This window comes from Neptunomonas japonica DSM 18939 (assembly GCF_000422765.1).
Lineage (GTDB): Bacteria > Pseudomonadota > Gammaproteobacteria > Pseudomonadales > Balneatricaceae > Neptunomonas > Neptunomonas japonica.
This window is the reverse complement of sequence record NZ_AUGR01000020.1, coordinates 42,959-67,535: the sequence shown is the minus strand read 5'-3', so window position 1 is coordinate 67,535 and position 24,577 is coordinate 42,959. Positions and strand designations below refer to the sequence as shown.

Below are 24,577 nucleotides of genomic sequence, written 5' to 3'. Positions count from 1 at the left end.
TAAAATATCTTAATGTGAAGTGGACATTTTCTACTGCTATGATTCTATAGGAAACATTTGTTTTTCACACGAAAGGAAGATATCACGGCATTTGCACTAACCAATATACAATGCCACCTTCCTCACTTTACCCGTACCAATGACAGAGAGTTATCATGCTAAAACGTACTAAAATCGTAGCTACTTTGGGGCCTTCTACAGATCAACCCGGCGTCTTAGAGGAATTAATTCGCTCTGGTGTGAATGTAGTACGTTTGAATTTCTCTCACGGCACAGCTAACGACCATCGCCGTCGTGCCCAAGAGGTCCGTGATACCTCACGCCGTATCGGTCAAGTCGTCGCGGTTTTAGGCGATTTACAAGGCCCTAAGATCCGCATTGCCAAATTCAAAACGGACCATATAGAGCTAAAAACTGGCGACCTATTCACACTTGACGGCGAGCTTCCAAGCGCTGTAGGTGATCAGCACCAGGTCGGTTTAGATTATAAAGAGCTACCTAATGACTGCGGCCCGGGTGATATATTACTGCTAGATGATGGCCGCATGCAGTTAAAAGTGCTGAATGTTTATGGCTCTAGAGTTGAAACAGAGGTACTACTCAATGGTCCCTTATCAAATAACAAAGGGATCAATAAGCAAGGTGGCGGTTTATCTGCCCCAGCTCTAACGGATAAAGATAAACGGGACATATTAGTAGCAGCTGAGTTGGATATGGATTATGTGGCCGTATCTTTTCCGCGCTCTGGCGCCGATATTGAAGAAGCACGATCACTACTGCTAGCCGCAGGTTGCCGTGCTGAAATTATTGCTAAAATCGAGCGCGCAGAAACTGTTGCAGATGACGACATTCTTGATGCACTTATTCTCGCCAGTGACAGCGTTATGGTGGCACGTGGTGATCTGGGCGTAGAAATTGGTGACGCACAACTGATCGGTGTTCAAAAACATATTATACACCGCGCCCGCGAGTTGAGCCGCACGGTTATTACTGCGACTCAAATGATGGAAACCATGATCAAAAGCCCAATGCCAACACGTGCAGAGGTTTTTGATGTCGCTAACGCAATACTCGATGGTACAGACGCTGTGATGTTATCAGCAGAAACCGCTGCGGGAGATTTCCCGGTTGCCGTGGTTAAATCCATGACAGAAATTTGCCAAGGTGCTGAGAGACATCAGTCAGCTCGCCCTGCCGTTACCAGCATCTCCCAACAAGGCAACCGTATTGACGAGACCATTGCACGTTCTGCAATGTACACCGCCAATCACTTAGTCGGTATTAAGGCTATTATTTGCCTAACTGAATCAGGTTCTACACCACGCTGGATGTCCCGTATTCGTTCAGGTTTGCCGATTTACGCTCTAACACGTCATGATCGTACTATGCGCCGCATGGCACTTTATCGCGGTGTCGAAGCAATGCACTTTGATGCGACGGGTGTACCAGAAAGCAGCCTCAACGATGAGATCCTGGCAGGCCTGAAAGCTAAAGAATTACTAACAAGTGGCGACCTCATTATTCTCACCCGAGGCGCTAAGCTTGGGGAGCACGGCAGCACAAACTCTATGCAGGTATTACAAGTTCCTTAATTTACCTCTACCTGTCATATAAGGGAGGCCTAACCCTCCCTTAATCAATATTTTCACGTCTATTGTCATGGCCTGTTAGCCTTATACATAGTATTTTTACGCATATTAACAACTCACCTAATCAACCGGATAACTTTATGACTCTCGCTGCTCAAATAGCTCAGGAACTCGGCGTTCGTACACAACAGGTGGCTGCCACTATCACCTTATTGGACGAAGGCGCTACTGTGCCGTTCATTGCGCGTTACCGTAAAGAGATCACCGGAGCTTTAGATGACATTCAGTTACGCCAATTAGCGCTAAGAGTCGATTACTTAAGAATTTTAGAAAGCCGTAAACAGGCGATTCTTAGCAGTATTGAAGAACAAGGCAAACTAACAGCCGATCTAAAAATAGCAATCACCTCTGCAGATACCAAAGTACGCCTAGAAGATTTATATCTACCGTATCGCCCTAAACGCCGTACTAAAGCACAGGTGGCACGTGAAGCAGGCCTTGAGCCACTCGCCCTGCAATTGCTGAAAACACCTTGCGAGCCAATGCAGGCAGCAAAGCAATACATTAACCCAGAAAAGCAGGTTCTTGATCAGGAAAGCGCATTAGCTGGAGCACAACAAATCCTGATGGAGCAATTTTCAGAACAAGCAGACCTTCTTAATCGACTACGCAGCTGGCTATGGAGTAACGGTATCACCACCGTTAGCGTGGCACGCGGCAAAGCATCAGACGACAGTAAGTTCCGTGACTATTACGATCATAAAGAGCCTATTCGAAAGATGCCTTCGCATCGAGCACTGGCAATGTTTCGCGGTAACAAAGAGGGGGAACTTAAAATTGCATTACTGGCTGAACCAGGCATGCAACAAGAGCCTATCAACATCATTCAACAGCATGTGGGCACACCATCAGGCAACGGCACACGCGAGCGCTGGCTACAAAATTGCGTGGAACACACATGGACTCAAAAGCTACATAAACAAATTGAGACAGATCTTCTTAAGCGCTTACGAGAAGAAGCCGAGACGGAAGCAATTAATGTTTTTGCTCGCAACCTTAAAGACTTACTACTCGCAGCGCCTGCGGGCCCTAAAGTAACCATAGGGCTAGACCCTGGATTAAGAACCGGCACTAAGGTTGCAGTTGTTGATGCCACTGGGAAATTACTCGACCACTGTACCTTATACCCACATGCTCCCCACAAACGCTGGGACGAAGCATTGAATACGCTTGCAAAGCTTACTGCCAAATACAAAGTGTCGCTTATTAGTATTGGCAATGGTACCGCATCACGGGAGACAGAGCAGCTCGCAAAAGACCTTAGTAAACGCCATCCAGAATTAAACTTTACCGCCGTTATGGTCAGCGAAGCAGGTGCCTCTGTGTACTCAGCATCAGAACTTGCCAGCCGTGAATTCCCTGATTTGGATGTTACTATTCGTGGTGCTGTATCTATCGCTCGTCGCTTACAAGACCCTCTGGCAGAACTCGTAAAGATAGACCCAAAAGCCATCGGCGTTGGCCAATACCAGCACGATGTGGATCAGAAATCACTCGCCGGATCATTAGAAAATGTGGTCGAAGACGGTGTAAACCATGTCGGTGTTGACCTGAATACCGCCTCCTGCGAACTCCTTACACAGGTCGCTGGGCTAAACCGCACGACGGCTCAAAACATTATTGATTACCGTGACAAGGAAGGCCGTTTCACCGACCGTAAACAATTGTTGAAAGTACCAAGACTGGGCGCAAAAGCGTTTGAGCAATGCGCTGCTTTTCTTAGAATACGAGAAGGAAAGCAACCACTGGACAACTCCGCGGTTCACCCGGAGTCCTATGCGCTAGTAGACAACATGGCGGATACATTGCGTTGTAAAACAACGGAGCTGATGGGCAATGGTGGTTTAATCAAAACACTCACAACGCAACAGTTTGTATCAGCTCAATATGGTGAATACACCGTACGTGATGTTATTGCTGAGCTAGATAAACCAGGCAGAGACCCGCGCCCTGAATTCAAGACAGCGCAGTTTGCCGACGGCATAGAAACCATCAAAGATCTACATCTTGATATGCTACTTGAAGGTGTAATTACCAATGTCACTAACTTTGGCGCCTTTGTTGATATCGGTGTACACCAAGACGGCCTTGTACATATTTCTCAGTTATCAGACCAGTTCGTAAAAGACCCACACACACTGGTCAAAACAGGCGATATTGTACAAGTCAGAGTCACTGACGTTGATGAAGCACGCAGGCGTATTGCATTATCAATGAAGAGTCAGGCAGAGCCTGCAAAAGCAGCCGCTGTTGACCAGCGCACCACAGCTAAGCCGGCAACACCTAAGTCAAATAAGACCAGCAGCCCTCATACAAACTCACATTTAAATACGGGGCTAGCAGCAGGATTAAAAGCTGCAGGTTTTAAAGTTAAATAATGCAACTCACTGTTTCTGTGCTTTATTAAGAACAGTTTGGTTATAATGCTAACCATTTTATCATCTGGGAAGGGCTAAGCTTTGGCATCAGTTCTGAAAAAACAGCTTGAACAACTTGTGTCCAACGGCAACGACGTCCACTTCAAGGGCATCCTGCATGGCATCGAAAAAGAAGGCCTACGTGTTGATGGCTCAGGTGAGTTATCTCAGACGGGCCACCCAGTAGGGCTTGGGTCGGCACTGACCAATGGTGATATCACCACCGACTATTCTGAATCTTTGCTGGAATTCATTACGCCCGTTTTTGAAGCGCCTGAAGAAGCGCTCAACTTCCTTGAAGAGCTGCATAAGTTCAGTTACCAGCATTTAGGTGAAGAGCTAATATGGGCCGGTAGCATGCCTTGCCATATTAAGGATGAAGCCGATATTCCTATCGCTCGTTTTGGGGCCTCTAATGTTGGCCAGCTAAAGCATATTTACCGCGTCGGCCTTGAGCATCGCTACGGCAAAATGATGCAAACCATTGCAGGTATTCACTACAACTTTTCGCTCCCTGATGATTTTTGGCAAACACTTCAAATCCAGCAAGGTAATACCGAGTCATTACAGGCATTTCGTTCAGCCTCATATTTCAGGCTGATCCGAAACTTTCGTCGTCACTCTTGGTTATTGCTCTACCTTTTTGGTGCATCTCCTGCATTGTGCGATTCCTTCTTGGAAGGGAAAAAACACAATTTAGAAACCCTGCATGATCATACGCTTTACTTACCTTATGCAACGTCATTGCGCATGAGTGATTTAGGCTATTCAAACAAGGCTCAGGCTTCTTTGAATATCTGTTTTAACCACCTAAACACTTATATAAGTTCATTACACAGAGCTATTCATACGCCTTACGGTGCTTATGAAGCCATTGGCACTAAAGTTGATGGCCATTACAAGCAGCTCAATACCAATATTTTGCAGATTGAAAATGAGTACTACAGTGATATTCGTCCCAAACGAGTAGCGGCACCTGGCGAAAAGCCATTACATGCCCTACAACAACGTGGCGTTGAATATATAGAAGTGCGCAACACGGATATCAATCCATTCCTACCAACCGGTATTGATAGCCAGCAAGCGAAATTTTTAGATGCGTTTTTGATTAGCTGCTTGCTCATGAGTGATGATGAGATCAGTGACGTCGAATGCGATATGATCAGTGTGAATCTAGATAAAGTCATCTCACGTGGGCGTGAACCAGGGTTGACACTAGAAACACTTAGCGGCTCAGTTTCGCTTACTAGTGCGGGGAATGACGTACTACAACAAGTAAAAATGACAGCCCAAATGCTAAGTAAGCTTCATAATGACGAAGCTTATGTACAGTGCGTAACGGCCCAGCATGACAAGTTAAACGATGTCTCTCTCACGCCGTCGGCTCAGGTATTAAAAGCCCTAAAAGACAGCGGGCTCAACCATACACAATGGTTAATGCAAAAAAGCGCCGAGCACCGTCACACCTTTAAGCAGTCATCTTTGCCTCAAGCTGTTCAACAAAAACTCACTGAGCAAGCCGGTAAATCATTGAACTCTCAGGCAGAGATCGAAGCGAGCGATACGCTTAACTTCGATCAATACCTAGCAGAATATTTAGCAAGCTAAAGCACTATTGAATCACAAAGCTGGTAAAGAAGAGGTCGGTAATCATTGCCTCACCCTCTTCTTCAACCAGCAATTTTCGTATCAATTGCAGCCCCTTTTTGGCTAGTACCTGTTGTGCCTCGACTGTCTCTAAGTCAGCCTCTGTCTGCGCACTAAATAGAAAAACCAAATCATTACGAACATTTGCCATATGCTGGTTAATTGCATGATTTGCCGCTTCAGAACCTACTTGCACCGTCACCTCACATTTAAGGAAACGTATTTTTCCTGAGCCGCCAAAATTAGCAATAAAAGGCTTAAGCTCAACATATCCTATATAATCGGATTCCACTGGCTGCTCTTCATCTGCAGCCCAAGCGGTTGGTAACCACAAACTAAAAATAACAATGGCGAAAAAACGTAGTAGCATAGCGTCAAAGCTCCCGTTGAGATAAGTCAATTTAAGCTAAGTATAACCGCCTATTTCGACTACGCCAGAATTGATCTCTATTGCACAGGAAAGTCGCTTGGGATTAATATTAAAATATATTAATGAATAAGGATTCAATCATGTTGGAAAAATGCCAAAGTGCCCACGAACGCTGGGGTGGTGTTAGCGAAGTTATTGATAACTGGCTGGAGCACCGCCAAAAGCTAATCAGTAATTTCGTTGCCTTACCTAATGTGGAAGTTCGCGACATTGAAGGGAGCATCGAATCATTCTGCACTTTAATGATGGATTATTTGTCTTCAGGCCACTTTGAGGTATACGAAAAGCTACTTCATGAAGGCAGCGAGTTTGACGATGGTGGTTTAGAAGAAGCACAGAAAATTTTTCCACGTATCCAGCCAACGACTGACATCGCATTAGATTTTAATGATGGTTACGCTTCTCTTCAGAATCCAACGGTTCAACAGATCAGAGAGTTTTCTTTCCAACTATCTAAATTAGGTGAAAACCTAGAAGAGCGATTTGCTCTGGAAGATCAACTAATTGAGATTTTGCACACATCGCACCGCGATACTGTCATGGACGAGGCATAATAATGTTGAAAAGATCACACAGGCTATTACTCTTTCCCTTATTAGCAAGTGCATTAGCCGCGTGTGATAGCGCCAACTCTCCTTCTTCTGTATATGAGTATACGACGCTAGGCGCATATAGCGCTGACATCTCTACAGACGGTCACTATGCTGTTATAGGATCTCAAGAAGAAGGTGGAAGCCTTTGGGACATCAAAAAAAATGCCCGACTATTTGACTGGAATCACCGCAAAGGTGAGCGATCTATCATTGCAGAATCAGGATTTTCTCCTGAAGCAGATTTTGCAGTAACAGCAAACCAGCAAGACCTTGTGTTATGGCATACACTGACCGGAAAACCTGAGTGGTTTTGGAGCTCTCCAGGCGAAATTCTAGACTTGGTTTTATCACCAAAAGGGGATTTTGCACTACTGGGCCTGGGCAACCATGAAGCGGTCTACTTCGATATCAAAAACGGAGGGGTTAAACGCACCTTACGTCATCAAGGCCGTGTAAGAAGTGTTGATCTAAGTGCTGACGCGCTGACCGTATTGACCGGCTCAGATGATTACAAAACCACCGTGTGGGATTTAAAAACCGGTGAACAACTACAACAAATAACGTTAGATAATGTTATTGACGTAGTAGCACTCACGCCAAAGGGCGATCTAGCATTCAGTGCAAGTAATTTAGATACAGCCATTATTTGGGACACAAAAACAGGAGAGATACGACAAAAACTCTCTGGTACGGACGGTTTTTTTCCTAAGCGCGTGAGTTATGTCGCTGCCCGTTTTTCTCAAAATGGAGATCAGCTATTAACAGGTACCGCCGCAGGTCTGATTCAGCTTTGGAATAGTGCCTCAGGTAAAGAACTAAAACGCTGGCGGGCACATAAACGTGACCCATACGGACCAACCAGCACCAGTGTTTATGCTGTGGGTTTCGGCTCCGGCGAGTACTACGCCATCGGCTCTAATGGCATCATGAATATTCTTAAATAAAAATGGCCGCGATTGCGGCCATTTTTTAATTACCCACGCGTATTACTGAGCTGGATTTACTTCTAACAATTCAATATCAAACTGTAATGTTGCATTCGGGCCGATTGCATCACGCATGCCACCAGGGCCATAAGCAAGCTCTGCAGGTATTGTCAGCTTGGCTTTGCCGCCTTCTTTCATCAGCTGTAGACCCTCGGTCCAACCTGGAATAACACCGTTAAGCGGAAAAGATACAGGCTCGTTACGTGCAAAAGAGCTATCAAACTCAGTGCCATCTAAAAGCGTACCGCGATAGTGAACTTTAACCGTATCGGCAGCTGTTGGCTGCTTACCTGTTCCTGCTTGCGTCTCTTCATACTGCAAGCCACTCGCAGTCACTGTAACGCCTGATTTTTTAGCGTTCTCAGCTAAAAATTTCTGGCCTTTATCTAGATTTTCCTGTGCCAATTTCGCGACTTCTTGACGTTGCTCTTCCATTTTTCGCATTTGGAAAGCTTGCATCGTCTCGCCAACTTGCTGGGAATCCATCAGCGGTGTCGTACCCTGGTATACAGCTTTGATGCCTTCTTGGAAAGCATCTAGGTCCATTGTTTCAAGATCTAACTTAAGTTTTTCACCCAAAACCAAACCCAAACTATAACTTACTTTCTGATCATCAGTTTTCAGTTCAAACGCCTGAGCCAACGGCATTACAACCAAAGAACCTGCCACAGCGATGGCCAGTAATGTTTTTTTCATTCTGTTTTCCTTGTACCTGATATCGTTCATATAAGTTTTTATTACAGCGTTAGTGCCTGATTAAACCGTAAAGTTCAAAGAGAAGCGAATCTTATCCTAGCAACATCATCTGCTGACTCAGAGAAGTTAATAATTTCTGCTGGGCAGCGCTGATAGGTGACCCGGGGAATGCCGCTAAACGCTCTATATTGCCCGGCATAAGAACCTCGAGAGGTATTACGACCTTGTGCCAGTTATTAGCTAACGCATGCAAGTGAGCCAGTTCGATTTTTTCAGCTTCAAGCTCAGCTTTGCGCATCGCTTGGTACAAGGCCCCAAGCTCAGGCTCTTTCTTGTGCAGGGGCCTCAGTTGATACCTCAAGACTCTCAACGGATGTGTCATCTCTTTTTGCCAAACACTCGCTTGGCTCTGCTCCAACGCAGGTAGGTCTATCGATTTTTGCTGAAAAGCTAACCAACCAGCAAATAATAGACGGTTCACACTCATTCCAAAGTCATTTTGCAGCGCCAAACAACACTGCTCCACCTCAGAATGTGAATAAACTTTTAATGCAAATGCCCAAAGAGGATTTTGTAATTGCATAGCTATGGTAGAATCTCGCGCCTATGATTCAGTTATCTAAACTCAGCTTACACCGTGGCACTCAGTTTTTACTAGAGCAAGCCGACTTAACCATCTATCCCGGTTGGAAGGTAGGAATTATCGGCGCCAATGGCGTAGGTAAATCTAGCCTATTCAAACTGCTATTAGGTGAACTACAACCCGATGCTGGCGATTGCTACCTGCCACCTCACCTCACTATTGCCCATATGGCACAAGAAGTCACTGCGATTAATCGCACTGTGCTTGAATATGTGCTCGATGGTGATAAAGCCTTGCGGCGCATTCAACATGCGCTAGAGCAAGCAGAGGCCAATGGCGCGAATGAGCAACTCGGAGAACTGCATGCCGAACTGGACGCAATTGAAGGCTATAGCGCCTCAGCGCGTGGGCAGCAGCTACTAGCAGGTTTAGGTTTTAGTGCTACAGATATGCAAAAGGAGGTTAAAGCGCTCTCTGGAGGCTGGAGAATACGCCTCAACCTAGCTCAAGCATTGATGTGCCGTTCTGACATTCTGTTATTGGATGAGCCGACCAACCATTTGGATCTTGACGCTACTATGTGGCTGGAGCAATGGTTGAAAAATTATCCTGGCACCTTGCTGTTGATATCTCATGACCGAGACTTCCTCGATCAGGTGGTCACTCATATTACCCATATGCACCAACAGCAATTAATTATGTACAAAGGCCAATACAGCGCCTTTGAACGTGCTAAAGCAGAACGCTTGTCCCAGCAACAAGCACAATATGAGAAACAACAGCAACGCATTGCCGAGATTGAACAGTTTGTACGCCGCTTTAAAGCCAAGGCTTCTAAAGCTAAGCAAGCACAGAGCCGAGTGAAAGAACTTGAACGAATGGAGCAGATATCTGCCGCTCATGTCGATAGCCCATTCAGTTTCCACTTTTATAGCAGTGATAAAGTATCCAACCCTCTGTTATCTATGCGTGAAGCTAATTGTGGTTATGCTGGTAGCCCCATTCTCAAAGACATCTCTCTTACATTAGTACCTGGTTCACGTATCGGCTTACTTGGCCCTAATGGGGCGGGTAAATCAACGCTGATTAAAACCTTGGTTGGCGATCTCGCTCAACTCAGTGGTGAGCGCTACTCAGGCGAACACTTGCGTGTCGGTTATTTTGCCCAGCATCAGTTAGAAGCGTTAGATTTAGAGGCATCACCTCTACTTCACATTATGCGCTTATCTCCTAAAGCCACAGATCAAGAAGTCCGTAACTATCTTGGCTCTTTCGGTTTCTTTGGTGAAGATGCACTGGAACCTGTGAAGCGCTTTTCAGGCGGTGAGAAAGCACGTGTCGCACTGGCACTTATCGCGTGGCAAAAACCAAACCTACTCTTATTGGATGAGCCGACCAACCATCTCGACTTGGAAGTGCGTCACGCACTTACTGTTGCCATGCAAGAGTTTGAAGGTGCGGTGATTTTGGTTTCACATGACCGTCACTTATTACGTAATACGGTTGATCAGTTTTTATTGGTCGCCAACGGTAATGTCGAAGAATTTAAAGGTGATCTAGATGATTACCAAAAATGGCTGACCGAACAGCGCCGCAGTGAGCAGCAAAACACTAATGAAACAGAGGAGCGTGAAAACCGCTCCCTTTCAGCCACTGAGCGTAAAGCACAGAAGCGTGAGGCGGCCGAGCTACGTAAGAAGCTCAGCCCTATAAAAGCACAGATCTCAAAACTAGAGAAACAACTCGAAACACTGCAAGAAAAGCTCCTCTCGACTGAAGAACAACTCGGTGACAGTAGCTTATATGATGCAAGCAACAAAGATAAATTGAAGGAAATTCTGGCAACTCAAACTCAGCTTAAACAGCAGATTGATACTACTGAGTTAACCTGGATGGAACAGCTAGAAAACTTAGAGACTCTAGAGTTAGCACTCGCAGCCGATTAATGGCTTGCGAGTGAATCTGAAAAGTCCTGCAAAATTTCACTGTCGTTCTGCATACGCTCGATCTCTTCAGTCACTTGCGCCTGAGTAAGACCAGTAATAGCTAATACGTCACGATCCAGCGTCTCCTCAACCGGACCATCTGCCCAGCCATTTTGACGCAATGCGTGATTGGCCAAGTGAATCAGTTGCGCATAAGCGTCAGCCTTAGGGTTTAGTGGGTCATTTAAGTAGCGCACACCATTATAAATCTCTTTAGGCAACGACCAGCTTTCCATAAGCCACGCCCCAATCTGCTCGCGCGTCACATGCAAAATATGCTTTTCGATATAATCTAAGCGCAAATGCGGGTTTGCCTCAATATAACGAGACAAGAGCGAAAAGTGCGGAGGAAACAGGTGCGCTAAAACAACATAACCAAAGTTATGCAGTAAACCCGCCAAATAAACCAACCCGGGTTTAGGTCGAATATCGCCTGGCATTTTCTTAGCTAGACGCTCTGCCAACGTTGCTGTGTATACAGCTTGCTGCCAGTAAGGTGTTTGGTTGCGTGGCGTGTCTTCTGGCAGCGTCAATGTTTTACCCATAGCAATACCTAGTGCAAGGTTCACCACAAGATCAAAGCCCAAGACACGAATGATGGCATCATCAATCGACTGAATACTACCAGGCGCCGCATAGTAAGGAGAAACCGACCAACTCATTACCTGTGCAGACAAGCTTGGATCCACTTTCACCACAGGAACAAGACGGTCAACACCAGCGGCCGGATCAGAACGCAACATGATTATTTTCTGCGTAGTCGGCGCTAAGCTAGGCAAACCCAAAGTATCTTCCAAACGCTGACGTATTCTTAATGCTGTAAAGCGCTCCACAGCATGAGTAATAACCGTTTCGTCATCACCTTGAGGCTGAACATTTTCAATATCAGAAACACTCAGCCCCATACGTATAGAGCGCATGCTGGCCAAATACCAAGAGCGATCAGCAGTAAAACGCAAAGAGCTATAAGGCTCGACTACATCCAGCATATCCTGATCTTCAAACGTGCTATCTATAAAGACCGGCAATGAAAATAGCTTTTGCTGCCCTTCTCTTGAGAGCAGTTTATTCTGACTAAAGAAACGTTTTACGTCATCGCCCTTAACTGGCTGTAGATGTCGCTCAGTTTCTCGCCAAATGCTGACTAAATTAAGTAGTTTGGCTGCCGGCAATAAAACCAACACCTTGCCAACATTGTCATGCAGCAACACTAACCGAGCATAATTGCCCTTACCTGCATCACTATTTAATGTACTTACACCTATAGCCAATGTGCTCACTCCAATCGAGGCTTGCCTAGTCAAATTATCAGCAACGATACGGCAGAGATCGCAGCTACTAACTAGAGTATAGGCAAAACATTCGATTAATCATCAATTAAGGAACAATTTTGATTGAGTATCGGCAAAGGCGTGAATTTCTTTAGAAACACAGGCCTTAGTATTACAGACGCGTTACGCGGCTCACTGCACGTAATGCACGTAACTTTTTTATAACCCGAGCAAGATGAACCCTATCAGCAACATCTATCTCCATATCAACGGTTGCTAGCTGCCCTTCTTCCTCTCCCATATCTATTTTCAGAATGTTAGTGCCTGTGCCTGATACGGTAGTGGCTAAACTTGCGATAATGCCACGATACGATGCAACTTCTAGCTTCAAGACGACAGTAAACTCATCATCCATAACATCAGACCATTCAAGATAAATACATTTCTCAGGATCGTCTCGCATATAACGGATATTGCGGCACTCAGTGCGGTGAACAACTAAACCACGCCCACTGCTAATATGACCTACTATTTGATCACCTGAAATAGGGTGGCAACATTTAGCATACTGTATAACCAAGCCTTCCGTGCCTTGAACAGCAATTGGCTTCTGGCCTTTAAGTAGCTCAACGTCACTTTCATCAGGCTTTAACTTACGCGCAACCACATAAGCCATGCGGTTACCCATGCCAATATCTTCCAGCAAGTCTTCCAACGAAGTGAAGTCAGCGCCCTCTAGAAGAGTTTGCAACTTCCCTGCATCAATTTCATCAACTGAAATACCATAGTGACCTAAAAACTGATTGAGCAAGCGACGCCCTAACTCAACAGACTCATGGCGCTGTTGGTTTTTCAAAAAGTGTCGAATACTGGAACGCGCTTTACCTGTCACCACAAAGTTCAACCATGCCATATTGGGCTGTGCGCTGCGGGTTGTAATGATCTCTATTGTTTCACCACTTTCTAAAGGCTCAGAAAGCGGAGCTAAGCGTCTATTAATACGACAAGAGACACACGAGTTACCTACATCCGTATGGACTGCATAAGCAAAGTCTACTGGCGTTGCGCCACGTGGTAATTCGAGAATCTGCCCTTTAGGTGTAAAAACGTAGACTTCATCTGGAAACAGATCTTTTTTAACATGCTCAATAAACTCCATAGAGTCACCCGCACGCTTTTGCATTTCCAATAAGCCCAACACCCATTTTCGAGCGCGGTTATAAGACCCAACAGCACTATCTGAATCACCATAAACCTTGTAATGACTATGTTCAGCAATACCCAGCGAAGCCACCGCATCCATTTCGCGACTACGAATTTGCACTTCTATCGTAATGTCACGTGCGACAAATAGCTCGGTATGCAATGACTGATAGCCGTTAGCTTTTGGAATGGCGATATAGTCTTTGAAGCGACCATGTACCGGCTTATATAGATTATGAATAGCACCAAGAATGCGGTAACACTCATCAACGGTATCGGTCACGATCCTAAATGCAAACACATCCATAATTTCCGCAAAAGACTTACGCTGCGCTTTCATTTTTGAGTAGATGCTATAAAGATGTTTTTCACGCCCAGAGACGATGCCTGGTAGCTTCTCCTGGTCGAGTCGATTTCGGATAGCATCTTCAATTGAGCTGATCATATCTTTACGCTGACCACGCGCCTGTACAACAGCACGTCGAATATATTTAGCCCGCATAGGATAGAACGACTGAAAGGCAAGATCTTCAAGCTCTACCTGCATATCTCGCATACCAAGGCGAGCAGCTACAGGGGCGTAGATATCCATCGTTTCACGCGCAATACGGCGCCGTTTGTCTGGCGGCATAGCGCCTAAAGTACGCATATTGTGAAGCCGGTCAGCCAGCTTCACCAAAATAACGCGGATATCCTCCGCCATGGCCAAGACCATCTTTTGGAAGTTTTCTGCCTGCGCTTCAGCTTTGGTTTCGAACTCGAGATGGGTTAATTTAGAAACGCCATCAACGATATCTGCCACAGATGTGCCAAATTGGTTTTCAATACCATCATAACTAATATCAGTATCTTCGATAACATCATGCAACATAGCAGCCATCAAACTTTGATGGTCCATATGCATAGTAGCGAGGATGCTGGAAACGGCTAGTGGGTGAGTAACATACGGCTCACCACTTTTACGGCGCTGACCATCATGTGCTTGTTCTGCATAGAAGTAAGCACGACGAACATCCTTGATCTGCTGAAGATCGAGGTAGTCTGTTAATCGGTCAGAAAGAAAATCAATCGTCGGCATTATTCCTCCATTATTTCCGCGCTAGTAATAATCTACTCACTAATGCTTCCAGATGGAACAATGCCCGATTAAAAAAAGAGGAACTTATCTTTGAGCGATATCGTCTAGGATAGACTTATCAACCAAACCTTCTGCAATTTCGCGCAATGCAACAACAGTATCTTTATCGTTTTCGCGATCAACTTTAGGGTCTTTACCGCCTGTTGCCAACTGGCGCGCACGCTTTGCTGCAACCATAACCAGTTCAAAACGGTTATCTACATTGTCCAGACAATCTTCAACTGTGACACGAGCCATGCTAAACCTCAAAATTTGGTTTGTTTAAATATCAGTTTAGGAGATCTTACTTAAGAAATCCAAAGGGGCGAAATTTTACCTTACACGGCTTAAACTGACAAGAGATCATTCAGCAAGTCTGCATGGCGTATGCACTGCGCATCACGCTTTAAACGTTGCGTTGTCAAAACAGCCTGTAACTGCGCTAATGCTACGTCGAAATCGTCATTAATCACAACGTAGTCAAATTCAGGGTGATGTTCCATTTCGCTAACCGCCTGAGACATACGCAAATCAATAACAGAGACATCATCCTGGCCGCGTCCGGTTAAGCGCTTACGCAGTTCATCCTGTGATGGAGGCAGAATAAAGATCGACACCGCATCAGGCATCAATTGACGTACTTGCTCAGCACCTTGCCAATCTATCTCAAGAATGACATCAATACCTTTATCCAGCTCACTTTTAACCCAAACCTGAGATGTACCATATTTATTAGTGAACACATCCGCATATTCAAGAAACTGCTTCTGCGCAATTAAGCCATCAAACACATCCATAGTGACAAAATTATAATCAACACCATCTTGTTCACCAGGGCGCATGTCACGTGTCGTATGAGAAACAGACACTCGTACTTGCTGGTCTTGCTTGAGCAACGCTTTTACTAAACTGGTTTTACCTGCTCCAGAAGGCGCTGACACTATATAAAGGGTACCTTTAACACTCATTTTACATTTACACCTAAATTCTTAGAGACGGTTTTAGCTTTAATTTTAGTTCTGCCCATAACTTTTGACCAGACCTAGCGCAACAGACATTTGGATAAGTTCTGATAATGAACCTGCTTGCATTTTGGCCATCATATTGGCGCGATGCCCTTCTACCGTCTTGCGATTAATACCCAAGTGGTCTGCCACTTCTTGATTCGCTAAACCTGCAACCACACCATCAAAAACCTGTCGTTCTCGCTTAGTAAGATTCGCATAGCACGCACGCACATCACTGATCAATTCTGCTTGGTGACAGCGCGCAGAGTCTTGCAACAGAGCTTGTTGAACAATATCAATCAATGCCTGATCGCTGAACGGCTTTTGTAAGAAAGTGAGAGCACCTTGTGTCATGGCTGATACAGCCATATCTACATCAGCATGACCTGAAATCATAATCAGCGGCATATAGATGCGCCGTTCAGCCAGCTGGGTTTGAGCACTTAGCCCACTCATACCTGGCATACGAACATCCATGAGGATGCACCCTTGAGCGCTTTCTGGACAGCCGTCAAGAAAACGCTGGGCCGTTTCAAACACCCTCACATTAAGATCTACAGACTCCAGTAACCACTTGAGTGAGTCACGGACATCAGCATCATCATCAACAACAAAAATAATTTGCTTAGGCTGATTACTCATTCAACTCCTCAATAGACGATAGGGAAAGCGGTAACACCACATGAAAAGCGCTGCCTTTACCCGGTAATTTTTCACCGCGCAATTGCCCACCATGCGCTTCTATCAATGAGCGGCTGATCGATAACCCCATACCCAGCCCTTCAGCTTTAGTAGTGAAGAACTGTTCAAATAACTGCTCAACATCGCCACTAAGGCCTTCACCTTGGTCATAAACTGAAATTATAACCTGTTCGTTCTTCACCAGAGAAGCATCAATCCACACAGACAATGGCTCATCTTCCGGTTTTGTCTGACAAGACTCAATCGCATTTAAAATCAAATTAAGAAACACCTGCTCAAGCTGCACACGATCTGCCATCACCTGAGGTAAAATGGCCGGTGTTCGATTTTCTAACAACACATTATTCTGCGCCGCTGAACTCGCACAAAACTCAAGTAGATCATCAATCAGACCATGTAAATCTAGCTGCTCTCTAACCGACTCTTGCTTACGTGCAAAATCCATCATGCGATGCAAGATACCACCCGCTCGCATAGCCGTAGAGGTAATCCGCTGCAATACAGGCGTAACCTCTTCTAATGAAAGAGTCTGCTTAGACTCTAAGCGCCTCTCGATTCCACGCGCATAGTTAACAATAGCGGTTAGCGGCTGATTTAGCTCATGAGCCAGCCCCGACGCCATCTCTCCCATTACCACTAAACGTGAAGCGCGATTAAGTTCTTTTTGGTATTGCAACATACGTGCTTCTGCTTCGATGCGGCGGCTAACATCACGCGAAACAACAAGAATCTCTTTTAACTCGCCAGATTGTTCATCCCGAATCGAGCGACTAGTACTTTCTAACCACGTATAATGTCCATCTTTGCAGCGAAAACGATAAGTATGCGTATAAAAACCTTTTTCATAGAACACGCTAGGACGTCGACGCTTAAAGTCTTCTACCTCATCAGGATGATACAACTCATATGCAGACATACCGATAATTTCATCAACGCTATAACCCAAAAGGTGAGTGACGGCTGGCGATGCATAGATAAAGCGCCACTCTTGCGGTGTATGACGCGAAATCATATCGGTAGATTGCTCAGCCATTTCAGCCAGCAAGCGATTACGTTCCGCATCATCTGTTAAAGCACTTTGACCTTGCTGCGCACTAGAAGCTTCCATCGGGGGATTATTTCCTGAACTCAATATCATTCAGCCTCCTATCATAGCAAATTAGCTCAAAAGCGACGTGTTCATTGTTGCGCTGTTTTGACTAATTCACGTAATGCAAACTTCTGTATCTTACCGGTGGAGGTTTTGGGTAAAGCCGAGAAAACTACCTGTTTAGGGCATTTGAAATGCGCTAAGCGTGAACGGCAGAACTGAATAAGATCATCAGCACTAGCATCAGCTCCTGCTTTGAGCGTAATAACCGCACAAGGCACTTCGCCCCACTTATCATCAGACAAGGCAACGACGGCCGCTTCCAGAATATCGGGGTGCTGATAGAGGGTGTTTTCTACCTCGAGCGTTGAGATATTTTCTCCACCAGAAATAATAATGTCTTTTGCTCTATCTTTAACTTCGATATAACCGTCAGGGTGGCACACCGCTAGATCACCCGTATGAAACCAGCCTCCTTGAAACGCTTCCTGCGTCGCCTCTGGGTTAGCCAGATAGCCTTTCATTACTGTATTGCCGCGAATAAATACTTCACCCATCGATTCGCCATCGTGCGGTAAAGGCTCAAGGGTTAATGCATTAGCAACCATTAGACGCCCTACTGCCGGTGCTCGCACACCTTGGCGCGCCATTTTGACAGCCTTTTCCTCCATAGGTAGCTCTGCCCATGCTTGCTGAAAGTCACAAAACACACTGGGACCATAGGTTTCAGTTAGCCCATAAGCATGCACCACTTTAATGCCTAAGCGCTCCATTCCCTCAATAATTGCCGCCGGAGGCGCTGCACCACCGGTTGTAACTGTGACCTCTTGCTCAAGTTCAATATTGGCAGCTTCAGGAGCATTCAACATCATATTTAAAACAATAGGCGCGCCACAAAAGTGCGTGACTTTATAAGCACTCAGTGCAGTAAAAATATCAGCGGCGCGTACATTTCGTAGGCAAACGTGCGTGCCTGCTACAGCAGTAACAGACCAGGGGTAGCACCAGCCATTGCAATGAAACATTGGCAATGTCCACAGGTATACCGCATGTGGGGGTAAGTTCTGGCCTAAAATATTACTCAGCGCATTCTGATATGCACCGCGATGATGATAAACAACCCCTTTAGGGTTGCCCGTCGTGCCGGAGGTGTAGTTCAGCGCAATCGCCTGCCACTCATCATCAGGTAAACGCCATTGATAAGCAGCATCACCTTCTTGCAATAACTGCTCATACGTCATAGAGCCAATGTGCTCATCAAACCCGCTGGCGGCATCTTCTACATCAATAACCAGCACCGAATGATCGCACTGCGACAGGGCTTTTTGGGCTAGCTCTGCAAACTCAGCATCGACCATGAGTACGCTGGCCTGACTATGATTAAGCATGAAAGCAATAGTATCGGCATCCAAACGAATATTCTGCGCATTCAATACAGCACCTATCATAGGCGCTGCAAAATGTAACTCAAGCATTTCAGGCAAGTTAGGCAACAAAGCGGCAATCGTATCGCCCTTGCCGACACCTCGCTTTTCGAGTGCACAAGCAAGCTGGCAACAGCGTGCATATGTATCTTTCCATGACCGAAGCAGATCACCGTAGATAACCGCAGGGCGATGAGGATAAACAGAAGCGGCGCGTTCAATGAAAGGAATCGGGCTCAGTGCTTCAAAATTAGCTGGCACCTTATCAAGGCCGCTTTCGTACGGGCTTTTATTGTTATTTTCCATACCTATTCTCCTTGCGGTATAGCACCGCTTTACATATAGCTGTGCTGACTCAGCGAAGGAATTTTTTGCTAAACAATTTAAACCCTTCTGCGTCGGAGCGGCGCAGCCACTCGAAACCTACCATTTCACGCGTAATGATCTTGATACCTTCTTCACGCATGCGAGCAATAGCAAACTCGGTATCTTTGGGATTACGAGCAGAAATAGCATCGGCCACAACAAAGACCTGTTTGCCCATCGCTTTAAAGCTCATCGCGCTTTGTAGAACACAGGCATGCGCCTCCATTCCACAGATCACAACCTGATCCTGTGTAATAGTTTTTAGCTTGTCTTGGAATTGCGGCGCATCAACACAAGAGAAAAAAGTTTTACCTGTAAACTCACCTTCACCAACACGCTCCCGCAAACCATCTGCCGTAGGGCCTACCCCTTCTGGGTATTGCTCTGTCCCAAAAACAGGAATGCTCAGTTCTTGGGCAAGCTCAACTAGTGAGTCGCAATACGCCACTAGCTTCGCGCTTTCATGGATGCCGGGTAACAAGCGCGCTTGCACATCAATCACCATCAAGCACGAATTATCTTTTTGTAACATCATGTTATTTATCCCCTACTGGACGACGATCTACCATGTTAGTTGCGACGCCTTCCGCCACTATTTTTCCTTTCACAGTACACACTGTTTTCAGTGTCACACGGCGGCGCTGCTCATTAATTTCCATCACTGTTGCTGTCGCTGTTACCGTATCACCAATGTACACCGGTGCTTTGAAGCTAATTTGTTGATCGATATAAATAGCACCCGGCCCTGGCATACGTGTTCCCAAAACAGCTGAAATTAGCGCAGCGCTAAACATGCCATGCACGATGCGATCTTTAAACATCGTTTGTGCAGCATACTCAGCATTGATATGAACCGGGTTGTCGTCACCAGAAATGCCAGCAAATAACACCACATCTGCTTCGGTGATTGTTTTAGCGTAATTTGCCGTCTGACCTACTTCTAAATCTTCCAGATAAAAACCGTGTAATTCCTGCATAAATCCCCCAAATCTGTCATGTTTTAAGTGTTGATGATTATTAAACTAATGGTTTTCACTTAAAAAACCAAGTATTAACCCTTGGTTTTTGATTTTTATTTTGTTAGCGTGTTTATAGCAAGCACGTAAACCCCTCTCCATAAAACGAGGTAAGGCATAGTGGCTACATCAAATAACAGCTTCTTAGAGCGCACGTTTAGTCATATACGCCTGGCTTGGCGCGAAGCAACTGATAACCGCGCTACGCTAGAGCGATTAAACTTATCTCCTGAGTTAAGCAGCGATGATGAAGCGATTCTCAGAACATGGATTGATCACTGCCTTGCGGACAAGGGCGGAGAAATAGCGTCACGCGCTAGAGCCGCCACTTTAGGGCAAAGCTATTTAGAGCTGGACCCTATAGGGCAACAACGATTCTTGTCTATTTTAGCGTTGCACTACGATACCAATCGTGTGGATGTAGAGCAGTACATAGAACGTTGGCAAGAAGCCAGTGACGACTCCCGTGCAGAAGCGGCACGCCAACTGAGAAATGTACTTGAGCCCCCCAGAATGAAACTGCTAACGCTTTTCAATGAGCTACCCGAAGGCATCAAGTTTCTGGTTGATATGCGCGCGCAGATTCTTTCTTTACGAAAGCAGCACCCCGAATTAAAACCTTTGGAAGCAGACCTTAAGCGGCTGCTGATAAGCTGGTTTGATATCGGCCTATTACAGCTGGAACAGATCAATTGGCACTCCAGTGCAGAACTATTAGAAAAGCTGATTGCCTACGAAGCCGTACATGCCATCACCAGCTGGGATGACCTAAAAAATCGCCTAGACTCAGACAGGCGCTGCTTCGCGTTTTTCCACCCCAACATGCCGAACGAGCCTCTTATTTTTGTTGAGGTAGCTCTCGTAAAAGGGCTCTCTGATAACGTCCAAACCCTGTTAGATGAAACAGCACCTGTCGGCGATATTGACCAAGCCGACACTGCTATTTTTTACTCTATCTCCAATGCACAACAAGGGTTGGCAGGTATCAGTTTTGGTAATTTCTTGATTAAGCGCGTTGTGAAAGAACTGCAACATGAGTTCCCTCATTTAAAACAGTTTTCCACACTTTCGCCTATACCGGGCCTTACTCGCTGGATTCATAAGCAACCAGCAGAAGAGCTAGAACAGTTACCCGGTGGAAAAGCCCTATTACCTCACATACAAGATCAAGCCCTTACACTGACTATGGAGCAACTGGCAGAACCACAGCTAAAGGCACCGCTAAGCAAATTAGCCGCTTATTATCTCGCCAAAGCAGAACGTGTTGGCGGTACTGCGGCTGACTCTGTGACACATTTCCATCTCAGTAATGGTGCACAAATAGCCCAGTTAAACTGGATGGCAGACACCTCAGTGAACGGTCTAAATCAAGCAGCAGGATTTATGGTGAATTACCTATATGATCTGCCCAACATTGAAAAGCGCAGTCAAGCTTATCTTAGTCAAAATAAGCGAAGCCTTTCTTCTTCAATTAAATCACTTCTGAGCAGCTAACTTTGAATCATAAACTTAGTTAACAGCTTAATTAATCATCTATTAAAAAGAATAAGGATAAAAAAATGACGCAACGTATAGCCATAGTGACAGGTGCAAACGGCGGCCTAGGTGAATCAATGTGTAAAGCGCTAGCCGAACAAGGCCGCAAAGTCGTGGGTACCTTTGTACCTGGACATGATGCGGCAGCTGCCAGCTGGCAAGAAGAGATGAAACAGCAAGGTTTTGATATCACAATGAAGGCCGTAGATGTTTCGGATTTCAATGACTGCAAACGCTTACTAGAAGAAATAGAAAGCTCCGAAGGTAGCGTTGATATTCTGGTCAACAATGCCGGCATTACGCGCGATGCCCCTCTGAAAAAAATGCAGCCGGAGCAGTGGCAAGCCGTTATAGGCACGAACCTAAACTCTATGTTTAATATGAGCCAGCCAATCTTTGAAGCGATGTGTAATCGCGGCTGGGGGCGTATCGTTAACATCTCTTCGCTAAATGGCGAAAAAGGTCAGTTCGGACAAGCTAATTACTCGGCTGCGAAAGCAGGCATTTATGGCTTTACCAAAGCGATTGCTCAAGAAGGTGCCAAAAAAGGCGTAACCGTGAACTCGGTTTCACCCGGCTATATTGACACACCGATGGTACGCCAAGTACCAGAGAACGTATTAAACAGTATTGTTGGTGGTATTCCTGTTGGGCGCTTGGGCCAGCCAGAAGAGATTGCTCGTGCGGTTTCTTTCTTAACGGCAGATGATGCTGGCTTTATTACCGGTACCAATATCTCGGTAAACGGCGGCCAATATATGGCTTAACTCTTTTAAAAGCTTTTAAGCCTCTACGAATAGAGCTGCACACTTTTGTAGCTCTTTATTATTTCAACGATTTAAACACCACGCCTATTGTTTGAAGCCTATTAAATCAAGCGGCCACTGGTAAAGCAGAGAATCCCATCTATCATAATATTGGCTACTTTTTATAGACTACATAAAAAATGAACGATGCTATAAATATCCACACTATTGGCATTCCAGATGACGTACTTGATGGCTGGCAGCAATCTGTTGACCTGATCGCAAGCATTTGTGAAATCCCTACGTCATTAATCATGCGTGTACATGCTAAAGATATTGAAGTATTTGCCAGTAGTCAGCACGACTACAACCCTTACCACTGTGGCCATAAAGAAGAATTAGGCCAAGGCTTATATTGTGAAACCGTTATTAAGCAACAAGCAGAACTGCTAGTAGCGAATGCCTTAGTTGACCCCATATGGGATCATAATCCAGATATCAAAATAGGCATGATTTCTTATTGCGGCCTCCCTCTGAATTGGCCCACTGGAGAGGCCTTTGGCACAATATGTATCTTAGACAACAAAGCCAATCAGTATAATGAGCAAAAGCGTCAGTTATTGTACCGTTTCCAAAAATCTGTAGAAGCCAGCCTCACCATTTTATATCAGACGTTCAAATTACAGTATGCCAATGAATACTTAGAACAGCGTGTTCACCAGCGTACCAATGAATTAGAAACACTCTATCACCGTCTTTCCCAAGAGATAGATGAACGCAACTCTGCAGAAAAAATCATCTACCAGCAAAAGCACTACGATATTCTCACAGGACTGCCAAACAGAAAGTTATTAAAAGAAAAGTTCAAAGCGTTAGAAAACGCGTCATTAACCCCTCTTTCAGCCGCGGTCTTGCACGTCGGCATTAATAATATGAAAGTGATTAATGATAACTTCGGATATATGGCCGGAGATAACGTCATTCATACAATAGCACGCCAACTCAAACAGCACATTCCGGCTACAGCATTTTTAGCACACCTGAGTGGCGATCAATTTATTATTCTTTACACAGCTCAAGAGCACAGCATTGCAGAAGAATCTGCTCAACTAGCCAACAAGCTTTGCCAACTCTTCAGTTTTAGCAGGCCCGTTGTCACAGAGGAGCAGGCCATTCCATTATCAGTTAGCATAGGCATTGCCTTATACCCGGACGATGCGTTAGATATGGATGAACTATTACGCAAATCAAGTGCTGCACGTATAAGCAAACAAGCCACTGCTGATAATCAATATCAGTTTTTCAATCTAAGTATGCTGTCTCAAATAAGCACCCGTCTACAAATAGAATCCCAGCTATCTAACGCATTGAAAAATAAAGAACTAACATTACACTATCAGCCTTTAATCTGTACACAATCAAGAAAAATCATCGGTGCCGAAGCGCTACTACGGTGGAATAACTCGATGCTGGGCAGTGTTCCGCCTGATAGTTTCATTCCTATTGCGGAACAAAGCGGTCTTATTTTAAGCATAGGCAACTTCGTGCTTCGTTCAGCAATAAAGCAAACTGCCCATTGGTGCAAAACACATCAAGTTGAAGTATATGTTGCCGTCAACATTTCTCCCATACAGTTTAGGGATAACCAGCTGGCAACTCATATCCTTGAGTTGCTTGAATTTTACGAGCTACCACCTCACTGCCTAGAAGTTGAAATAACAGAAGGCGTCCTGTTGCAAGATGAAGCTCAAGCCCTAGAAATTCTTAATGTTTTAGCCGAGTCCGGAGTACGCATTTCACTTGATGATTTTGGGACGGGCTATTCGTCACTGAGCTACTTACAAAAATTCCCATTTGATACCGTAAAAATTGATCGCAGCTTCATATCAAGTCTTGCAGAATCTAGCCGCAACCAAGATCTGGTGACGGCCATCATATCTATGGCTCGCAACCTCAAACTACATGTCGTTGCTGAAGGTATTGAAACCATCGAACAATCAAATTTTATTACACAAGCTCAATGCGAGATTGGCCAGGGCTACCTATATGGTAAGCCAGACCTACCCGAGGTTTTTCTGCAACAGATACTTAGACAAACCAAGCACTAACCCTG

21 protein-coding genes are annotated in these 24,577 nt (G+C 45.2%); 9 read left to right on the top strand and 12 right to left on the bottom strand.

Annotated elements, in window-relative coordinates; all coding sequences use genetic code 11:
* The first annotated feature begins 155 nt into the window (after window positions 1-155).
* The 3 genes from pyk (at window position 156) to gshA (ending at window position 5,674) form a co-directional block, all read left to right on the top strand.
* Window positions 156-1,592 (top strand): pyruvate kinase, encoded by a 1,437-nt coding sequence (pyk, locus tag G511_RS0113765; protein WP_028470140.1) that lies wholly within the window; start codon window positions 156-158, stop codon window positions 1,590-1,592.
* 137 nt (window positions 1,593-1,729) lie between these two features.
* Entirely contained in the window at window positions 1,730-4,027 is a 2,298-nt protein-coding gene (locus G511_RS0113760) for a Tex family protein (RefSeq protein WP_028470139.1), read from the top strand.
* A gap of 81 nt (window positions 4,028-4,108) precedes the next feature.
* Window positions 4,109-5,674: a glutamate--cysteine ligase gene (gene gshA, locus G511_RS0113755; protein ID WP_028470138.1), complete on the top strand. Its 1,566-nt coding sequence runs from the start codon at window positions 4,109-4,111 to the stop codon at window positions 5,672-5,674.
* 4 nt (window positions 5,675-5,678) lie between these two features.
* Here gshA and G511_RS0113750 read toward each other — a convergent pair whose 3' ends face one another.
* The gene (locus tag G511_RS0113750; protein ID WP_028470137.1) at window positions 5,679-6,083 is read right to left on the bottom strand and encodes a flagellar basal body-associated FliL family protein; all 405 of its coding nucleotides are present in this window, start codon (window positions 6,081-6,083) and stop codon (window positions 5,679-5,681) included.
* Between the two features lie 140 nt (window positions 6,084-6,223).
* Between G511_RS0113750 and G511_RS0113745 the strand changes: the two genes are divergently transcribed.
* Window positions 6,224-6,697 (top strand): Rsd/AlgQ family anti-sigma factor, encoded by a 474-nt coding sequence (locus tag G511_RS0113745; protein ID WP_028470136.1) that lies wholly within the window; start codon window positions 6,224-6,226, stop codon window positions 6,695-6,697.
* Window positions 6,698-6,699: 2 nt separating this feature from the next.
* Window positions 6,700-7,680 (top strand): WD40 repeat domain-containing protein, encoded by a 981-nt coding sequence (locus G511_RS0113740; RefSeq protein ID WP_028470135.1) that lies wholly within the window; start codon window positions 6,700-6,702, stop codon window positions 7,678-7,680.
* Between the two features lie 42 nt (window positions 7,681-7,722).
* Here the strand turns inward: G511_RS0113740 and G511_RS0113735 are convergent, their stop codons facing one another.
* Both G511_RS0113735 and G511_RS22945 read right to left on the bottom strand, forming a co-directional pair.
* Window positions 7,723-8,418, bottom strand: a complete 696-nt coding sequence (locus G511_RS0113735; RefSeq protein WP_028470134.1) for an FKBP-type peptidyl-prolyl cis-trans isomerase — start codon at window positions 8,416-8,418, stop codon at window positions 7,723-7,725.
* A gap of 91 nt (window positions 8,419-8,509) precedes the next feature.
* Complete coding sequence (locus tag G511_RS22945; RefSeq protein ID WP_051222057.1) at window positions 8,510-9,001, bottom strand: TIGR02444 family protein; 492 nt, start codon at window positions 8,999-9,001, stop codon at window positions 8,510-8,512.
* A gap of 23 nt (window positions 9,002-9,024) precedes the next feature.
* Here G511_RS22945 and G511_RS0113725 point away from each other — a divergent pair, with 23 nt between their 5' ends.
* Entirely contained in the window at window positions 9,025-10,947 is a 1,923-nt protein-coding gene (locus tag G511_RS0113725; protein ID WP_028470133.1) for an ATP-binding cassette domain-containing protein, read from the top strand.
* On the opposite strand, the gene G511_RS0113720 is transcribed toward G511_RS0113725, so the two are convergent.
* From G511_RS0113720 to G511_RS0113680, 9 genes are all read right to left on the bottom strand, one after another.
* Window positions 10,944-12,266, bottom strand: a complete 1,323-nt coding sequence (locus G511_RS0113720; protein WP_245574036.1) for an HDOD domain-containing protein — start codon at window positions 12,264-12,266, stop codon at window positions 10,944-10,946. The genes G511_RS0113725 and G511_RS0113720 overlap by 4 nt on opposite strands.
* A gap of 163 nt (window positions 12,267-12,429) precedes the next feature.
* Window positions 12,430-14,538, bottom strand: a complete 2,109-nt coding sequence (locus tag G511_RS0113715; RefSeq protein ID WP_028470131.1) for a RelA/SpoT family protein — start codon at window positions 14,536-14,538, stop codon at window positions 12,430-12,432.
* An 84-nt stretch (window positions 14,539-14,622) separates the two neighbouring features.
* Window positions 14,623-14,835, bottom strand: a complete 213-nt coding sequence (gene rpoZ, locus G511_RS0113710; RefSeq protein ID WP_028470130.1) for a DNA-directed RNA polymerase subunit omega — start codon at window positions 14,833-14,835, stop codon at window positions 14,623-14,625.
* 89 nt (window positions 14,836-14,924) lie between these two features.
* Entirely contained in the window at window positions 14,925-15,545 is a 621-nt protein-coding gene (gene gmk, locus G511_RS0113705; RefSeq protein ID WP_028470129.1) for a guanylate kinase, read from the bottom strand.
* Between the two features lie 45 nt (window positions 15,546-15,590).
* Window positions 15,591-16,226 carry a response regulator transcription factor gene (locus G511_RS0113700; RefSeq protein ID WP_028470128.1) on the bottom strand — a complete coding sequence of 212 codons (636 nt, stop codon included), beginning with the start codon at window positions 16,224-16,226 and terminating at the stop codon, window positions 15,591-15,593.
* On the bottom strand, window positions 16,219-17,424 hold the full coding sequence (locus G511_RS22940) for a PAS domain-containing sensor histidine kinase (RefSeq protein WP_036552082.1): 1,206 nt from the start codon (window positions 17,422-17,424) through the stop codon (window positions 16,219-16,221). The genes G511_RS0113700 and G511_RS22940 overlap by 8 nt, the downstream gene beginning before the upstream one ends.
* Window positions 17,425-17,465: 41 nt before the next feature.
* Entirely contained in the window at window positions 17,466-19,106 is a 1,641-nt protein-coding gene (locus tag G511_RS0113690) for an acyl-CoA synthetase (RefSeq protein WP_028470127.1), read from the bottom strand.
* Between the two features lie 49 nt (window positions 19,107-19,155).
* On the bottom strand, window positions 19,156-19,701 hold the full coding sequence (locus tag G511_RS0113685) for an isochorismatase family protein (protein WP_028470126.1): 546 nt from the start codon (window positions 19,699-19,701) through the stop codon (window positions 19,156-19,158).
* A 1-nt stretch (window position 19,702) separates the two neighbouring features.
* Window positions 19,703-20,143 (bottom strand): MaoC family dehydratase, encoded by a 441-nt coding sequence (locus G511_RS0113680; protein WP_028470125.1) that lies wholly within the window; start codon window positions 20,141-20,143, stop codon window positions 19,703-19,705.
* A 159-nt stretch (window positions 20,144-20,302) separates the two neighbouring features.
* Between G511_RS0113680 and G511_RS0113675 the strand changes: the two genes are divergently transcribed.
* The 3 genes from G511_RS0113675 (at window position 20,303) to G511_RS0113665 (ending at window position 24,572) form a co-directional block, all read left to right on the top strand.
* On the top strand, window positions 20,303-21,676 hold the full coding sequence (locus G511_RS0113675; RefSeq protein ID WP_245574035.1) for a malonyl-CoA decarboxylase: 1,374 nt from the start codon (window positions 20,303-20,305) through the stop codon (window positions 21,674-21,676).
* Between the two features lie 65 nt (window positions 21,677-21,741).
* Window positions 21,742-22,485: an acetoacetyl-CoA reductase gene (gene phbB / locus G511_RS0113670; protein ID WP_028470123.1), complete on the top strand. Its 744-nt coding sequence runs from the start codon at window positions 21,742-21,744 to the stop codon at window positions 22,483-22,485.
* 179 nt (window positions 22,486-22,664) lie between these two features.
* Entirely contained in the window at window positions 22,665-24,572 is a 1,908-nt protein-coding gene (locus G511_RS0113665; protein ID WP_028470122.1) for a bifunctional diguanylate cyclase/phosphodiesterase, read from the top strand.
* Window positions 24,573-24,577 lie beyond the last annotated feature (5 nt).

What these genes read in the sequence shown, in the direction of transcription:
- G511_RS0113745 (WP_028470136.1), top strand. Translation starts at nt 6,224, where the DNA reads ATGTTGGAAAAATGCCAAAGTGCCCACGAACGCTGGGGTGGTGTTAGC.
- G511_RS0113690 (WP_028470127.1), bottom strand. Translation starts at nt 19,106, where the DNA reads ATGGAAAATAACAATAAAAGCCCGTACGAAAGCGGCCTTGATAAGGTG.
- G511_RS0113680 (WP_028470125.1), bottom strand. Translation starts at nt 20,143, where the DNA reads ATGCAGGAATTACACGGTTTTTATCTGGAAGATTTAGAAGTAGGTCAG.
- pyk (WP_028470140.1), top strand. Translation starts at nt 156, where the DNA reads ATGCTAAAACGTACTAAAATCGTAGCTACTTTGGGGCCTTCTACAGAT.
- G511_RS0113750 (WP_028470137.1), bottom strand. Translation starts at nt 6,083, where the DNA reads ATGCTACTACGTTTTTTCGCCATTGTTATTTTTAGTTTGTGGTTACCA.
- gmk (WP_028470129.1), bottom strand. Translation starts at nt 15,545, where the DNA reads ATGAGTGTTAAAGGTACCCTTTATATAGTGTCAGCGCCTTCTGGAGCA.
- G511_RS0113740 (WP_028470135.1), top strand. Translation starts at nt 6,700, where the DNA reads ATGTTGAAAAGATCACACAGGCTATTACTCTTTCCCTTATTAGCAAGT.
- G511_RS0113685 (WP_028470126.1), bottom strand. Translation starts at nt 19,701, where the DNA reads ATGATGTTACAAAAAGATAATTCGTGCTTGATGGTGATTGATGTGCAA.
- G511_RS0113715 (WP_028470131.1), bottom strand. Translation starts at nt 14,538, where the DNA reads ATGCCGACGATTGATTTTCTTTCTGACCGATTAACAGACTACCTCGAT.
- G511_RS22940 (WP_036552082.1), bottom strand. Translation starts at nt 17,424, where the DNA reads ATGATATTGAGTTCAGGAAATAATCCCCCGATGGAAGCTTCTAGTGCG.
- phbB (WP_028470123.1), top strand. Translation starts at nt 21,742, where the DNA reads ATGACGCAACGTATAGCCATAGTGACAGGTGCAAACGGCGGCCTAGGT.
- G511_RS0113760 (WP_028470139.1), top strand. Translation starts at nt 1,730, where the DNA reads ATGACTCTCGCTGCTCAAATAGCTCAGGAACTCGGCGTTCGTACACAA.
- G511_RS0113665 (WP_028470122.1), top strand. Translation starts at nt 22,665, where the DNA reads ATGAACGATGCTATAAATATCCACACTATTGGCATTCCAGATGACGTA.
- G511_RS22945 (WP_051222057.1), bottom strand. Translation starts at nt 9,001, where the DNA reads ATGCAATTACAAAATCCTCTTTGGGCATTTGCATTAAAAGTTTATTCA.
- G511_RS0113700 (WP_028470128.1), bottom strand. Translation starts at nt 16,226, where the DNA reads ATGAGTAATCAGCCTAAGCAAATTATTTTTGTTGTTGATGATGATGCT.
- G511_RS0113735 (WP_028470134.1), bottom strand. Translation starts at nt 8,418, where the DNA reads ATGAAAAAAACATTACTGGCCATCGCTGTGGCAGGTTCTTTGGTTGTA.
- rpoZ (WP_028470130.1), bottom strand. Translation starts at nt 14,835, where the DNA reads ATGGCTCGTGTCACAGTTGAAGATTGTCTGGACAATGTAGATAACCGT.
- G511_RS0113725 (WP_028470133.1), top strand. Translation starts at nt 9,025, where the DNA reads ATGATTCAGTTATCTAAACTCAGCTTACACCGTGGCACTCAGTTTTTA.